The organism is Paracoccus versutus, from assembly GCF_029909795.1.
Taxonomy (GTDB): domain Bacteria; phylum Pseudomonadota; class Alphaproteobacteria; order Rhodobacterales; family Rhodobacteraceae; genus Paracoccus; species Paracoccus versutus.
Window position 1 is genome coordinate 1,622,221 of record NZ_CP038197.1, and the last position, 13,555, is coordinate 1,635,775.

Genomic DNA, 13,555 nt, shown 5'->3' on the forward strand with positions numbered 1-13,555 from the left:
ATTGACCTGATTTAATCTCGCTGCAAAGTTCCTCTGGACAGCAAGGGGGACGCTTTTGGACCAGCCGATCATTCGCATCCAGAACCTGCGAAAGTCCTTCGGGACGCTGACCGTCATTGACGGGCTGAACTTCGACGTGATGAAGGGCGAAAAGCTGGCGCTGATCGGCCCCTCGGGCTCGGGCAAGACCACCATCCTGCGCATCCTGATGACACTGGAGGACATCTCGGGCGGGCGCATCGAGGTCTGCGGCGAGCCGCTTTACCACATGCAGCGGAACGGCGCCGAGGTGCCGGCGGACGAGGCGCATCTGCACAGGATGCGCCGCCATATCGGCATGGTCTTCCAGCATTTCAACCTGTTCCCGCACAAGTCGGTCTTGCAGAACATCACGCTGGCGCCGATGCTGACCAAGGGCGAGGCCCGCGCCGCGGCCGACAGGCGGGCGCGCGATCTGCTGGACATGGTGGGGCTGGCCGACAAGGCGGATTACATGCCAAGCCAGCTTTCCGGCGGCCAGAAGCAGCGCGTCGCCATCGCCCGCGCCCTGGCCTTGCAGCCGCAGATCATGCTGTTCGACGAGGTGACTTCGGCGCTCGACCCCGAGCTGGTCGAGGAAGTGCTGGAGGTGATGAAGCGCCTGGCCGCCGAGACCGACATGACCATGCTTCTGGTCACGCATGAGATGGGCTTCGCCCGTGATTTCGCCGACCGCGTCCTGTTCTTCGACAAGGGCCGCATCGTCGAACAGGGCCCGCCCGCCCAGCTATTCACCGCGCCGCAAGAGGACCGCACGAAGTCCTTCCTGCGCAAGATCATCGCCGCCGGACAGCGCGTGTGATGCCAACCCGACAGGAGAGAACGATGAAGAAATGCCTGATTGCCGTGGCCTTGCTGGCCGCACCGCTGCCCGCCATGGCCGACAAGCTGGAAGACCTGCAAAAGCAGGGCTATGTCCGCATCGCCATCGGCAACGAGCCGCCCTATACCGCCGTCGCCTCGGACGGCAAGGTCTCGGGGGCGGCGCCGGACGTGGCGCGCGCGGTGTTCGAAAAGCTGGGGATCAAGGACCTGGAGGCCTCGATCGCCGAATATGGCGCGATGATCCCCAGCCTGCAGGCCGGCCGCGTCGATGCGATCACCGCGGGCCTGTTCATGAAGCCCGAGCGCTGCAACGCCGTCGCCTATTCCCAGCCGATCCTGTGCGATGCCGAGGCGCTGCTGGTGCCCAAGGGCAATCCCAAGGGCTTCAAGTCCTATGCCGACATCGCCAACGACGCCTCGGCCAGGATGGGCGCCCCCGGCGGCGGCACCGAGGAAAAGCTGGCACTCGATGCCGGCGTGCCGCGCGACCGGCTGGTCGTGGTGCCCGACCCGCAATCGGGGCTGAAGATGGTGCAGGACGGCCGCATCGACGCCTATTCGCTGCCGGTCCTGTCGCTGAACGACCTGCTGGCGAAATCGGGCGACGCCAACCTGGAAGTCTTTGCCCCGGTCGAGGGCGCCCCGGTCTATTGCGACGGCGCCGCCTTCAACAAGAAGGACACCGCGCTGCGCGACGCCTTCGACGTGGAACTGGCCAAGCTGAAGGAATCGGGCGAATTCGCCCAGATCGTCGAGCCCTACGGCTTCTCGGCGGCCGCGGCCATGTCCACCACCCGCGACGCGCTCTGCGCCGCGCAGTAATATCCGGGGCGGGGGCCGACCCCGCCCATCCCGACAACGGCAAAGGCAGGCTTCGGCGCATGGGCGACTGGGCAGGATATCTGACACTCATCCTTATGGGGGCCTGGGTCACGGTCAAGCTGACCCTGATGGGTTCGGCATTGGCGTTGGTCGTGGCCTTCATCGCCGGGCTCGGCCGCATCTCGCGCCACGCCTGGGTCCGCTGGCTCGCGACCGCCTATATCGAGTTCTTCCGCGGCACCTCGATCTTCGTGCAGCTGTTCTGGATCTATTTCGTGCTGCCGATGACCGGCGCGGAACTGACGCCGATGCAGGCCGGGGTGATGGCCCTAGGGCTGAACGTCGGCGCCTATGGGGCCGAGGTGGTGCGCGGCGCCATCCTGGCCGTGCCGCGCGACCAGCACGAGGCCTGCGTGGCCGTCAACCTGACCCGGTTCCAGCGCATGCGCCACGTCATCCTGCCCCAAGCGCTGCCCTTGATGCTGCCGACCTTCGGCAACAATGCCATCGAGCTTTTGAAGGCTACCTCGGTCGTGTCGCTGATCTCGCTGTCGGACATGACCTTCCAGGCGCAGGTGGTGCGGTCGCAGACCGGCAGCACGCTGATGCCCTTCGTCACCATCCTGCTGCTGTATTTCGCCATGTCCTCGGCGCTTTCCTTCGGCATGCGCCGGCTGGAGCGGCGGGTGACGCGCGGCCTGGACGGGGTGCGCTGAGATGGAATGGGATTGGGATTTCGCCTGGTCGATCATGCCGACCCTGCTGGCCGGGTTTCGGATCACCCTGGTCGCCACCGCGCTTGGCGCCGTGGTCGCTGCCGTGCTGGGGCTGGTCTTCGCCATCCTGCGCCGCTCGGCCAACCGCACCGTCGCCCGCACCACCGGCTTCGTGGTCGAGTTCATCCGCGGCACGCCGCTGCTGGTGCAGCTTTACTTCATCTTCTACGTGCTGCCCGACCTGGGGCTGCGCCTGCCGGCGCTGACTGCGGGCGTGATCGGCATGGGCCTGCATTACGCCACCTATGCCGCCGAGGTCTATCGCGGCGGCATCGAGGCGGTGCCCCGCGGGCAATGGGAGGCGGCCAAGGCCACCAACCTGACCACGCGCCAGACCTGGCTGCACGTGGTGCTGCCGCAGGCGGTGCCGCCGATGATCCCGGCAATGGCCAATTATCTGCTGGCCATGTTCAAGGAAACGCCGCTGCTGTCGGCCATCACCGTGCTTGAGCTGATGAACCAGGCCAAGTCGGTGGCCAACAGCTCCTATCGCTATGTCGAGCCGATGACGCTGGTCGGCGTGATGTTCCTGGTCGTCAGCCTGATCTCGGTGGTGGCGCTGCGCTGGCTGGAACGCCGTTATGGGAGGATTTCGCGGTGACTGTCCTGTCCGTTCCGGTCGCGCTGGACGACCGCCCCCTGCCCCGCCGCCTGGGCCTGGTGACGCTGGCGACCGACCACACGACCGAGGTCGATTTCGCCGCCCTGCCGGCGCATGGCGTGGGCGTCTATGCCACCCGCATCCCCTTTGCCAACCCGGTGACGCCCGAGACGCTGGCCGCCATGGCCAAGGACGTGACCGCGGCGGCGGCGCTGATCCTGCCGGAGGAGGATCTGGATGCGGTGGTCTACAGCTGCACCTCGGCCTCGGTGGTGATCGGCGACCAGGCGGTGCGCGACGCGATCCGGCTGGGCAAGCCCTCGGCGGAACCGATCACGCCGATCTCGGCCGGCTTCGCGGCGCTCAGGGCGCTGGGGGCGGACAGGATCACCCTGCTGACGCCCTATACCCCGCGCACGACCCAGCCGATGGCGGAATGCTTCGAGGCCGGCGGCTTTGCCCTGCAGGGCGTCTCTTGCCTGAACCTGACCGACGATCGCGAGATGGCGCGGATCGCGCACGCCACTATCATCGAGGCGGCGCGTGCCGCGCTGGCGCCGGGCAGCCAGGCGCTGTTCATCGCCTGCACCGCCGTGCGCGCTTGCGCGATCATCGACCGGATCGAGGATGCGGTCGGCGTGCCTGTGGTCTCGGCCAATTCCGCGACGCTCTGGGCCGCCGCGCGGGCCTGCGGCGTGACCGGGCCGGTGGCTCCGGGCCAGTTGATGAGGCTGGCATGACCGTGACCCTGGACGACATCCGCGCCGCCGCCGAACGCATCCGCGGCCATGTGGTGGAAACGCCGCTGGTCCGCGACGAGGCGCTGTCGGCGCGGCTGGGCCAGCCGATCTGGCTGAAATGCGAATATCGCCAGACCACCGGCGCCTTCAAGCTGCGCGGCGCGACCAATGCGATCCTGTCGCTGCCGCCCGAGGCGCTGGCGCGCGGCGTCGTCACCGCCTCGACCGGCAACCATGGCCGGGCGCTGGCCCATGCCGCCCGCGCGCTTGACGTGCCGGCGACCGTCTGCCTGTCGCGGCTGGTGCCGGGCAACAAGGTGCAGGCGATCCGAGATCTGGGCGCGCAGGTCCGCATCACCGGCGCCAGCCAGGACGAGGCCATGGCCGAGGTCGCCCGCGCCGTGGCGCAGGAAGGCATGACCGAGATCCCGCCCTTCGACCACAAGGCGGTGGTGGCGGGCCAGGGCACCATCGGCCTGGAAATCGGCACGGCCGAGGCGGTGCTGGTGCCGCTGTCCGGCGGTGGCCTTGCCGCCGGGGTCGCGGTGGCGATCAAGGCGCTGGCCCCCGGCACGCGGGTCATCGGCCTGACCATGGAAAACGGCGCCGCCATGGCCGCGAGCCTGGCCGCCGGCCATCCGGTCGAGGTCGCGGAAACCGCCAGCTTGGCCGACAGCCTGGGCGGCGGCATCGGCTTGCAGAACCGCGTGACCTTCGCGCTCTGCCGCGCGTTGCTGGACGACGTGATCCTGCTGACCGAGGCCGAGATCGCCCAGGGCATCCGCCATCTTGGCCGCGCCGGCCATGTCGTCGAGGGCGCGGCCAGCGTCGGGACCGCCGCGCTGCTGGCGGGCAAGATCGTCCCGCAAGGCCCGACCGTCTGCATCCTTTCCGGCGCGAATATCGACCCCGCGCTGCACGCGCGCATCATGGCGGAGGCCGCATGAGACCGCCCGTGACCATCCTGACCGAGACCGATCTGCGCGCCCTGGTGCCGCTGGACGCCGAGGCCGTGGCCTGCATCCGCGACGCCTTCGTGGCGCTGGCAACCAAGGCGGTGGCGATGCCGCCGATCCTGCGCCTGGACATCCCCGAACACCGGGGCGAGGTCGATGTGAAGACCGCCTATGTCCCCGGCCTCACGCATTTCGCGATCAAGATCTCGCCCGGCTTCTTCGGCAACCCGGCGCTTGGCCTGCCCTCGACCAACGGCATGATGGTGGTGCTGTCCGCAACGACCGGGCTGGTCGAGGCGCTGCTGCTGGACAACGGCTATCTGACCGACGTGCGCACCGCCGCCGCCGGGGCGGTGGCCGCCGATGCGCTGGCCCGGCCGGATGCGGCAACGGCGGCGATCCTGGGCGCCGGGATGCAGGCGCGGATGCAGCTGCAGGCGCTGGCGCTGGTGCGGCCGCTGGCCGGCGCGCGGGTCTGGGCGCGCGATCCCGCCAAGGCGCAAGCCTTCGCGGCCGAGATGACCGCCGCCCTGCGCATTCCGGTGATCGCCGCCGCGACTGTGGCCGGGGCTGCGCGCGGCGCAGATCTGGTAGTCACGACCACGCCCGCGGAAAAGCCCATCCTGGCCGCCGCCGATGTGGCGCCCGGCACCCATGTCACCGCCATGGGCTCGGATGCCCAGCACAAGAACGAGATCGCGCCGGACCTGATCGAGCGTGCCCATTACGTCGCCGACCGCCTGTCGCAGACCCGCGAGCTGGGGGAACTCCACCACGCGCCGCTGGCCGGGCAGGATTTCCCCGAGCTGGGCCAGATCCTGGCAGGGCAGCGCCCCGGCCGGACCAGCCCCGAACAGATCACCCTGGCCGACCTGACCGGCACCGGCATCCAGGACACCGCCATCGCCACCCTGGCGCTTGCCCGCGCGGGCAAGGCCGGGGCCGGCCGCAGCTTCACCCTGTAAGAGAAACCGCCATGACAGACGTCGCATTGAAGTTCACCCGCGAGGAATATGCCGACCGCCTCGCCAAGACCCGCCGGGCGATGGACAAGGCGGGGGTCGATCTGCTGATCGTCACCGATCCGTCGAACATGAACTGGCTGACCGGCTATGACGGCTGGTCCTTCTATGTCCATCAATGCGTCGTGGTGCCGCCGGATGGCGAGCCGATCTGGTATGGCCGCGGACAGGACGCGAACGGCGCGAAGCTGACGGCCTATCTGAAGCCCGAAAACATCATCGGCTATCCCGACCATTACGTGCAGAACCCCCAGATGCACCCGATGGACTACCTGTCCGGCATCCTGCGGGACCGCGGCTGGGCCGCGAAGCGCATCGGGGTCGAGATGGACAATTACTGGTTCACCGCCGCCGCCTTTGCCAGCCTGACCCGGAACCTGCCCGACGCGACGCTCAGCGATTGCACGGCGCTGGTGAACTGGCAGCGCGCGGTGAAATCGCCGCAGGAGATCGCCTATATGCGCAACGCCGCCCGCATCGTCGAGGCGATGCACGCCCGCATCCTCGACAAGGTGCAGGTCGGGATGCGCAAATGCGACCTGGTCGCGGAAATCTACGACGCCGGCACCCGCGGCGTGGACGGGATCGGCGGCGACTATCCGGCCATCGTGCCGCTGCTGCCCTCGGGGCGCGATGCCTCGGCCCCGCACCTGACCTGGGACGACAGGCCGATGAAGGCCGGCGAAGGCACCTTCTTCGAGATCGCCGGCTGCTATCACCGCTATCACGTCCCGCTGTCGCGCACGGTGTTCCTGGGCCAGCCGACGCAGGCCTTCCTGGACGCCGAAAAGGCCACGCTGGAGGGGATGGAGGCCGGGCTGGCCGCCGCGAAGCCCGGCAACACCTGCGAGGACATCGCCAAGGGTTTCTTCGACGTGCTGGCGAAATACGGCATCGTCAAGGACAACCGCACCGGCTACGGCATCGGCGTCAGCTATCCCCCGGACTGGGGCGAGCGCACCATGTCGCTGCGCCCCGGCGACCGCACCGTGCTGCAACCCGGCATGACCTTCCATTTCATGACCGGGCTCTGGCTCGAGGACATGGGGCTGGAGATCACCGAGTCGATCCTGATCACCGACACCGGCGTGGAATGCCTTGCCGATGTCCCGCGCCAGCTGTTCGTGAAGGACTAGCGCCATGTTGCAGATGCAGCTTGCGCCCTCGCCCATCGCGGCGACGGTGGATTTCGCGGCGCCGGGGGTGCAGCACGGCTTCCTGCGCCTGCCCTATTCGCGCGACGATGCGGCCTGGGGGTCGATCATGACCCCGATCACCGTGGTCAACAACGGCGAGGGGCCGACGGCGCTGCTGACCGGCGCCAACCACGGCGACGAATACGAGGGGCCGATCGCGCTTTTCGACCTGGCCGCGACCATCCGGGCCAAGGACGTCACCGGCCGCATCATCATCGTTCCGGCAATGAACTACCCGGCCTTTGCGGCGGGCACCCGCACCTCGCCCATCGACCGCGGCAACCTGAACCGCAGCTTTCCGGGCCGGCCGGACGGCTCGGTCACGCAGAAGCTTGCGGATTACTTCCAGCGCGTGCTGCTGCCGATGGCGGATGTGGTGCTGGATTTCCATTCCGGCGGCAAGACGCTGGATTTCCTGCCCTATTGCGCCGCCCATATCCTGCCCGACAAGCGGCAGGAGGCGGCGGCCTTCGACCTGGTGCGCGCCTTTGGCGCCCCCTGGTCGGTCAGGATGCTCGAGATCGACGCGGTCGGCATGTATGACACCGCGGCCGAGGAAATGGGCAAGACCTTCGTCACCACCGAACTGGGCGGCGGCGGCACCGCCACCGCCCGCACCGCCGGGATCGCCCGGCGGGGGTTGCGCGACCTGCTGGTGGCGGCCGGGGTGATGCGCGGCCAGGTCGAGGCCCGGCCGACGCGCTGGCTCGACATGCCCGATGCGGATTGCTTCACCTTTGCCGAGGATGGCGGGCTGATCGAGTTCCTGGCCGACCTGGGCGATGCCGTGGAACAAGGCCAGCCCGTCGCCCGCATCTTTCCCGTGACGCGCACCGGCCTGGCCCCGGTCGCGGTCCATGCCCGCCGCGCCGGGCTGATGATGGCGCGGCATTTCCCCGGCATCGTGAAACCCGGCGATTGCGTCGCCGTCATCGGCGAGGAGGTTCAGCCATGATCACCGACAAGACCCTGATGCGCGAGGATGCCTTCGTGAACGGCGCCTGGGTGGGCGGGGCGCGCTTTGCCGTCACCGATCCCGCGACCGGGCAGCCGGTGGCGCAGGTGGCGCGGCTGGATGCGGCGCAGGCCCGCGCGGCGGTCGATGCGGCGCAGGCGGCCTTTGCCGGCTGGTCGGCGCTCTTGCCGCAGGAACGGGCCGCCGTGCTGATGCGCTGGCACCGGCTGATCGTCGATGCGCGCGAGGATCTGGCGCGGATCATGACCGCCGAGCAGGGCAAGCCCCTGTCGGAAGCCCGCGGCGAGATCGACTATGCCGCCAGCTTCGTCGAGTTTTATGCCGAGGAAGCCAAGCGCCCGAACATCGAAAGCGTGACCTCGCATCTCTCGACCGCCGAGATGGAGCTGTGGCGTGAACCGCTGGGCGTCGCGGCGCTGGTCACGCCTTGGAACTTTCCCTGCGCCATGATCACCCGCAAGGCGGCGGCGGCGCTGGCGGCGGGCTGCACCGTGGTCGTGCATCCCTCGGCCGAGACGCCGCTGTCGGCGACCGCGCTGGCGGAACTGGCGGATCGCGCGGGCTTTCCGGCCGGCGTCTTCAACGTGGTGACGGGCGAGGCGCCCGAGATCGTGGGCGCCTGGTGCGCCGATCCGCGGGTGCGGGCGCTCAGCTTCACCGGCTCGACGCAGGTCGGCAAGCTGCTCTATCGCCAAAGCGCCGAGACGGTGAAGCGGCTGGTGCTGGAGCTGGGCGGGCACGCGCCCTTCATCGCCTTTGCCGATTGCGACCTCGACCTGGCGGTGGACGAGGCGATCAAGGCCAAGTTCGCCACCTCGGGCCAGGACTGCCTGGGCGCCAACCGCTTCCTGGTCGAGCGAGCGGTCTATGACGAGTTCTGCCGCCGCTTCACCGCCGCCGCCGCCGCGCTGACGCTGGGGCCGGGGGCCGAGGATCGCGACCTCGGCCCGCTGATGAACGAAGGCGCGGTCAGGAAGCAGGAGGAGCATGTGGCGGACGCGCTGGCCCGCGGCGCGCGCCTGCTGACCGGCGGCAGCCGCGATCCACAGGGGCCGCTGTTCTATCGCCCGACCGTTCTGGCCGACGTGCCGGCCGAGGCGCTGATCTTTCGCGAGGAAACCTTCGGCCCCGTCGCCGCCATCGCCCCCTTCGACACCGAGGACGAGGCGGTGCGCATCGCCAACGCCACCGAATACGGCCTTGTCGCCTATGTCCACAGCCGCGACCCGCGCCGCATCTATCGCCTGTCCCGCGCCCTGGAGTTCGGCATGGTCGCGGTGAACCGCACCAAGGTCACGGGCGCGCCGATCCCCTTCGGTGGCATGAAGCAATCGGGCCTGGGCCGCGAGGGCAGCCGCCACGGGCTCGAGGCCTTCACCGAGATCAAATACGTCTGCCGCGACTGGGCAGAGACAAGGAGAGCGTGATGCTGACCAATGACGAGCTGTCCAGATGGGACCGCGAAAGCCTGTTCCACCCCTCGACCAACCTGGGCCAATTCGCGCGCGGTGAAGGTCCGCAGCGCATCATCTCGGGCGCGGAAGGCGTCCATATCATCGACCGCGACGGCAATCGGCTGCTGGACGGCTTTGCCGGGCTCTATTGCGTGAACGCAGGCTATGGCCGGACCGAGATCGCCGAGGCCATCGCCGCGCAGGCGCGCGAGCTGGCCTATTACCATGCCTATGCCGGACATGGTTCGGAAGCCTCGATCACGCTGGCGAAAATGGTCATGGACCGGGCGCCGAAACACATGGCGCGGGTCTATTTCGGCCTGGGCGGCTCGGACGCCAATGAAACCAACGTCAAGCTGGTCTGGTATTACAACAACATCCGCGGGCTGCCGCAGAAGAAGAAGATCATCTCGCGCTGGCGGGGCTATCACGGCTCGGGGCTGATGACCGGCTCGCTGACCGGGCTGGAGCTGTTCCACAAGAAATTCGACCTGCCGCTGGCGCAGGTGATCCATACCGAGGCGCCCTATTACTATCGCCGCAAGGACGCCGGCATGACCGAGGAACAGTTCAGCGCCCATTGCGCCGAGAAACTGGAGCGGCTGATCGCGGCCGAGGGCGCCGACACCATCGCCGCCTTCATCGGCGAGCCGGTGCTGGGCACGGGCGGCATCGTGCCGCCGCCCAGGGGCTATTGGGATGCGATCCAGAAGGTGCTGGCGCGACACGACATCCTGCTGATCGCGGACGAGGTGGTGACGGGCTTCGGCCGGCTGGGCAGCATGTTCGGCAGCGATCACTATGGCATGACCCCCGACATCATCACCTGCGCCAAGGGCCTGACCTCGGCCTATGCGCCCTTGTCGGGCAGCATCGTCGGGCAGAAGGTCTGGGACGTGCTGATGCAGGGCACCGACGAACATGGCGTGCTGGGCCATGGCTGGACCTATTCCGCCCATCCCATCGGCGCGGCGGCGGGCATCGCCAACCTGCGGCTGATCGATGAGCTGGGGCTGGTCGAAAACGCCGGCCGCGTCGGCCGCTACCTCAACGACCGCATGCGCGGGGCGCTTGGCGATCACCCGAACGTGGGCGAGATCCGCGGCGAGGGCATGCTCTGCGCCGTCGAGCTGGTCCGCGACCGCGACACGCGCGGCTTCTTCGACGCGGCCGAGGGCATCGGCGGCAGGGTCGTCGCCGCCATGCTCAGGCGCGGGGTGATCGCGCGGGCCATGCCGCAGGGCGACATCATCGGCCTGGCTCCGCCGCTTTGCCTGACCGAGGCCGAGGCGGACGTGATCGTCGATGCGACCGCCGAGGCGCTGCGCGAAACGCTTGGCTGAACCTGCCGGAGGGCGGCGGCCTATGCGGCTGCCCGCCGAATGTGCCGCCCGCGACCCATGCGGCCGCGTCCGCAATGATGTCGCCTTGCAAGAATTTCGCGCCCGCCTTCACCCAAACGGGTGACGACAGCCCCCTGCCCCCGGCCCTGTAATCGGAACCGGGCCTTGCGCCCGTGATTTCAGGTTTTCTTGGAGGGTTCCATGCAGACGGGCAAGATCTTCGGCGGCGTCCTGGCCGCGTCAATCACGCTGGCGCTGGCAGGTTGCGGCGGTAGCAGCGGGTCTGGAGGCGGCGGCGTGCCGGGTGGTGGTGGCGGCACAGCGGACGGCCAGACCTTTCTGGAACATGACGGGCCGTTGATGGAGATGGAGGGCCGCACCGCAGCCCTTGCCCCGACCAGCACCGCCGCCATGCCGACGACGGGCAGCGCCACCTATGACGGCTATGCCTTCGTCGAAATGAACATGACCGGCGGCCCGGTCGATGTCGGCGATCCCGGATACGAGGCCGCGAACGCCAGGATCGCGCTCAACGCGGATTTCGCCAGCAGCAGCGTTTCCGGGCAAATCCACGAGGTCGGCGTCGAGGACGGCCCCACACTGACCGGCAGCCTGCCGATCACCGGCGGCAGCATCAGCGGCAACGGCATGACGGGCCGCGCGGCGGGCACGCTGGGCGGCGGCGACCGCGGCGACATCGGCCTCGACCTCGCGCTGGACGGGACGTTCAGGGGCAGCGCCGCCGAGGCCGTGCGGGGGACCATCACCGGCACGGTCGAATATGACGGCGCCACAGGCGCGGTCTTCGGCGACAGCGGCTTCGCCGCCGAGCGCTGATCCCGCCGAATGCTGCCCGCATCATGGAAGGCGGGCTGGCGGGCCTGGGTCTTCGCCAGCCTGCTGCCCTGCCTGGCCTCGCCCGCCTGGGCAGAGCAGCCCGACCGGACCCAGGCGGCGCTGATGTCCGGCTCGCCCCGGCTGGCGGGTTTTGCGCTGATGCGCGACCGTCCTGCCGGGCGGGCGCCGTTGCTGGCGCGGCTGCTGCATCACGAAGGGATGCTGCGCGACGGCCGCCCGCAGCCGGTCCTGCTGTCGCGGCACCTGACCGCCCGGCCCCTGCTGCGATGGGACGACAATATCAACGGCGGCATCCCCGGCGAAAGCCTGACGGTCGGGGGCATCGACCTGACGGTCAGCCCGGAAAGCCGCGCCCGCGGCGGGCTGGTGCTGGGCCTTGCCGCCTCGGCCGGCGCAAGATACCGGCTGGCGCCGGGGCGGGTTCTGCGGCTGGCGGGCCAGGCGACGGCGGTCTATTCGCCGCGGCACGATCTTTCGCGCCAGGATCTGGGGCTCGGGGCCTGCCTTGCGCAGCACCTGGGCGAATGGCGCTTTGTCGACCTGTGCGGCGGCTACGCCTTTGGCCGGACGGATCTGTCCGAAAGCCATCTGGCCTGGACCGGCCTGCGCGGCACCAGGCTATTCGAGGCCGCGGGCGCCCTGCACGAGATGTCCCTGGGCCTGCGGCAGACCTGGCGCAAGGATTATCGCCAGGCCTTCGCGGACCTGTCGCTCGGCAGCGCCGTTTCCGGGATCGGCGCGGTCGGGCTTCAGCTTTCCGCCGGCGAAAGGGTCGCCGGCCACAACGCCATCCGCTATCGGGCGGGGCTGTCGCTGACCCGCCCGATCGGGAACCGCCCCGTGACCCTCGGCATCGGCTGGCAACGGGAAGAGGGCTCTGCCGTCTTCGGCACCCCGCGGCGGGACGATGTCCGCACCCTGGGCATCGAGGTCGCCCTGACGCCGAAATTCACGCTGCTGCTGGCGGGGCAGCATCGGTCGTCGACGGTCCCGATGTATGACGAAAACCGGGTCATGCTGGATGTCCGCTGGCGCTGACCGCACGGCGCGGCAGCCCCTCAATTGAAAAGCCGCCGGCGCCAGTAGCCCAGGAAAACCCTGGCCCGTCGCAGCAGGGGTTCCCGGCGCTGCATGTAGTATCGCGCATTTTCGTAAAGATAATCGTCCTGGTATCCCCGAAGGAATGGAGAGATCCTGTATCCCTTGCGAAAGGAATCCCGGATGCGAAGCAATCGCAATCCCCATTCCTGGCAATGAAAGATGCGAATGTCCTCGCCATTGACAAGACGCAGCCCCCAAAGGCCGTTTTCCGCCACATAATCCTCGGCCGCGCCTTCGACCAGGAACCTGCCGTATTTCGACTCGGAATCCTGGGTTCCGGCCTGGAGCGTCCTCCAGATTTCCGGCTGGATCACCAGGAAGCAATTGCTGATGCTTTGCGTCAGCATGAATTCCGGCCTGGCCGTAGGCCGGTCCGCGCGATAAGGCAACGTGCTGCCGGTCATGAAGCAGGCGCCCGTTTCCTTCATCAATGCAAGGGCCGCGTCCTGCCAGGCCACATTCCGGGCGCGATAGGGAATGGTATCCAATCGCACCACGCATCCAAGATCGGCCGTTACCGCATCGAACTGCTTTTCCAGAAGCTGCTGTTCCGAATCGGTGGTTTCCCGCGGCGTCGTCCTGCCCATGTCATGCAGGCGAATGCCATGCGCTTCGCATAGCTGCCGGACGCGGGTTTCTATGCCGGGATCCTTGCCCAGATGCACGACCAGCTCGGCAATCGGATGGTCGAAAAAGGCAATCCAATCTTCAAGGATCACGCAATGATGCTCTTCAAGCACAAAGGTCAACAGCGCGACTGACGGAGCCTCGGGCGCCTTGTCAGATATCAGCATGCAGCATTTCCAGTTTGCAGAAACAATTACCCCGGCCGATCCTAAGGATACC

General features: G+C 68.4%; 14 protein-coding genes. 13 read left to right on the top strand and 1 reads right to left on the bottom strand.

Translation table 11 applies throughout. From position 1 onward, the window contains the following. Positions 1–55: 55 nt before the first annotated feature. The 13 genes from ehuA to E3U25_RS19415 all read left to right on the top strand — a co-directional run bounded on the left by ehuA (position 56) and on the right by E3U25_RS19415 (position 12,646). Positions 56–841, top strand: coding sequence for an ectoine/hydroxyectoine ABC transporter ATP-binding protein EhuA (gene ehuA / locus E3U25_RS19355; protein ID WP_036749854.1), 786 nt, complete (start codon positions 56–58; stop codon positions 839–841). Between the two features lie 23 nt (positions 842–864). After that, positions 865–1,686, top strand: coding sequence for an ectoine/hydroxyectoine ABC transporter substrate-binding protein EhuB (ehuB, locus tag E3U25_RS19360; RefSeq protein ID WP_036749852.1), 822 nt, complete (start codon positions 865–867; stop codon positions 1,684–1,686). Positions 1,687–1,745: 59 nt separating this feature from the next. Continuing rightward, the gene (gene ehuC / locus E3U25_RS19365; protein WP_036749849.1) at positions 1,746–2,402 is read left to right on the top strand and encodes an ectoine/hydroxyectoine ABC transporter permease subunit EhuC; all 657 of its coding nucleotides are present in this window, start codon (positions 1,746–1,748) and stop codon (positions 2,400–2,402) included. A gap of 1 nt (position 2,403) precedes the next feature. After that, positions 2,404–3,063 carry an ectoine/hydroxyectoine ABC transporter permease subunit EhuD gene (gene ehuD, locus E3U25_RS19370; protein WP_072463006.1) on the top strand — a complete coding sequence of 220 codons (660 nt, stop codon included), beginning with the start codon at positions 2,404–2,406 and terminating at the stop codon, positions 3,061–3,063. After that, positions 3,060–3,803, top strand: coding sequence for an aspartate racemase/maleate isomerase family protein (locus E3U25_RS19375; RefSeq protein WP_116221827.1), 744 nt, complete (start codon positions 3,060–3,062; stop codon positions 3,801–3,803). The genes ehuD and E3U25_RS19375 overlap by 4 nt, the downstream gene beginning before the upstream one ends. Beyond that, positions 3,800–4,750: a hydroxyectoine utilization dehydratase EutB gene (gene eutB / locus E3U25_RS19380; protein WP_116221826.1), complete on the top strand. Its 951-nt coding sequence runs from the start codon at positions 3,800–3,802 to the stop codon at positions 4,748–4,750. The genes E3U25_RS19375 and eutB overlap by 4 nt, the downstream gene beginning before the upstream one ends. Further along, a complete protein-coding gene (locus tag E3U25_RS19385; protein WP_116221825.1) occupies positions 4,747–5,724 on the top strand; it encodes a cyclodeaminase in 978 nt (325 codons plus the stop codon). The genes eutB and E3U25_RS19385 overlap by 4 nt, the downstream gene beginning before the upstream one ends. An 11-nt stretch (positions 5,725–5,735) precedes the next feature. Further along, the gene (gene doeA, locus E3U25_RS19390) at positions 5,736–6,917 is read left to right on the top strand and encodes an ectoine hydrolase DoeA (RefSeq protein WP_116221824.1); all 1,182 of its coding nucleotides are present in this window, start codon (positions 5,736–5,738) and stop codon (positions 6,915–6,917) included. A 4-nt stretch (positions 6,918–6,921) separates the two neighbouring features. Then, positions 6,922–7,932 carry a N(2)-acetyl-L-2,4-diaminobutanoate deacetylase DoeB gene (gene doeB / locus E3U25_RS19395; protein WP_166435512.1) on the top strand — a complete coding sequence of 337 codons (1,011 nt, stop codon included), beginning with the start codon at positions 6,922–6,924 and terminating at the stop codon, positions 7,930–7,932. After that, on the top strand, positions 7,929–9,380 hold the full coding sequence (locus E3U25_RS19400) for an NAD-dependent succinate-semialdehyde dehydrogenase (protein WP_116221823.1): 1,452 nt from the start codon (positions 7,929–7,931) through the stop codon (positions 9,378–9,380). The genes doeB and E3U25_RS19400 overlap by 4 nt, the downstream gene beginning before the upstream one ends. Continuing rightward, a complete protein-coding gene (locus tag E3U25_RS19405; RefSeq protein WP_116221822.1) occupies positions 9,380–10,750 on the top strand; it encodes an aspartate aminotransferase family protein in 1,371 nt (456 codons plus the stop codon). The genes E3U25_RS19400 and E3U25_RS19405 overlap by 1 nt, the downstream gene beginning before the upstream one ends. 201 nt (positions 10,751–10,951) lie before the next feature. Continuing rightward, on the top strand, positions 10,952–11,587 hold the full coding sequence (locus E3U25_RS19410; protein WP_116221821.1) for a transferrin-binding protein-like solute binding protein: 636 nt from the start codon (positions 10,952–10,954) through the stop codon (positions 11,585–11,587). Between the two features lie 9 nt (positions 11,588–11,596). Beyond that, positions 11,597–12,646 carry a hypothetical protein gene (locus E3U25_RS19415; protein ID WP_116221820.1) on the top strand — a complete coding sequence of 350 codons (1,050 nt, stop codon included), beginning with the start codon at positions 11,597–11,599 and terminating at the stop codon, positions 12,644–12,646. Between the two features lie 20 nt (positions 12,647–12,666). Here E3U25_RS19415 and E3U25_RS19420 read toward each other — a convergent pair whose 3' ends face one another. Beyond that, entirely contained in the window at positions 12,667–13,503 is an 837-nt protein-coding gene (locus tag E3U25_RS19420; RefSeq protein ID WP_116221819.1) for a hypothetical protein, read from the bottom strand. Between the last annotated feature and the right edge of the window lie 52 nt (positions 13,504–13,555).

Bases quoted from the DNA above. Each gene is read 5' to 3' on its own strand.
- ehuB (WP_036749852.1), top strand. From the start codon at position 865: ATGAAGAAATGCCTGATTGCCGTGGCCTTGCTGGCCGCACCGCTGCCC.
- ehuC (WP_036749849.1), top strand. From the start codon at position 1,746: ATGGGCGACTGGGCAGGATATCTGACACTCATCCTTATGGGGGCCTGG.
- ehuD (WP_072463006.1), top strand. From the start codon at position 2,404: ATGGAATGGGATTGGGATTTCGCCTGGTCGATCATGCCGACCCTGCTG.
- eutB (WP_116221826.1), top strand. From the start codon at position 3,800: ATGACCGTGACCCTGGACGACATCCGCGCCGCCGCCGAACGCATCCGC.
- E3U25_RS19385 (WP_116221825.1), top strand. From the start codon at position 4,747: ATGAGACCGCCCGTGACCATCCTGACCGAGACCGATCTGCGCGCCCTG.
- doeA (WP_116221824.1), top strand. From the start codon at position 5,736: ATGACAGACGTCGCATTGAAGTTCACCCGCGAGGAATATGCCGACCGC.
- doeB (WP_166435512.1), top strand. From the start codon at position 6,922: ATGTTGCAGATGCAGCTTGCGCCCTCGCCCATCGCGGCGACGGTGGAT.
- E3U25_RS19400 (WP_116221823.1), top strand. From the start codon at position 7,929: ATGATCACCGACAAGACCCTGATGCGCGAGGATGCCTTCGTGAACGGC.
- E3U25_RS19405 (WP_116221822.1), top strand. From the start codon at position 9,380: ATGCTGACCAATGACGAGCTGTCCAGATGGGACCGCGAAAGCCTGTTC.
- E3U25_RS19410 (WP_116221821.1), top strand. From the start codon at position 10,952: ATGCAGACGGGCAAGATCTTCGGCGGCGTCCTGGCCGCGTCAATCACG.
- E3U25_RS19415 (WP_116221820.1), top strand. From the start codon at position 11,597: ATGCTGCCCGCATCATGGAAGGCGGGCTGGCGGGCCTGGGTCTTCGCC.
- E3U25_RS19420 (WP_116221819.1), bottom strand. From the start codon at position 13,503: ATGCTGATATCTGACAAGGCGCCCGAGGCTCCGTCAGTCGCGCTGTTG.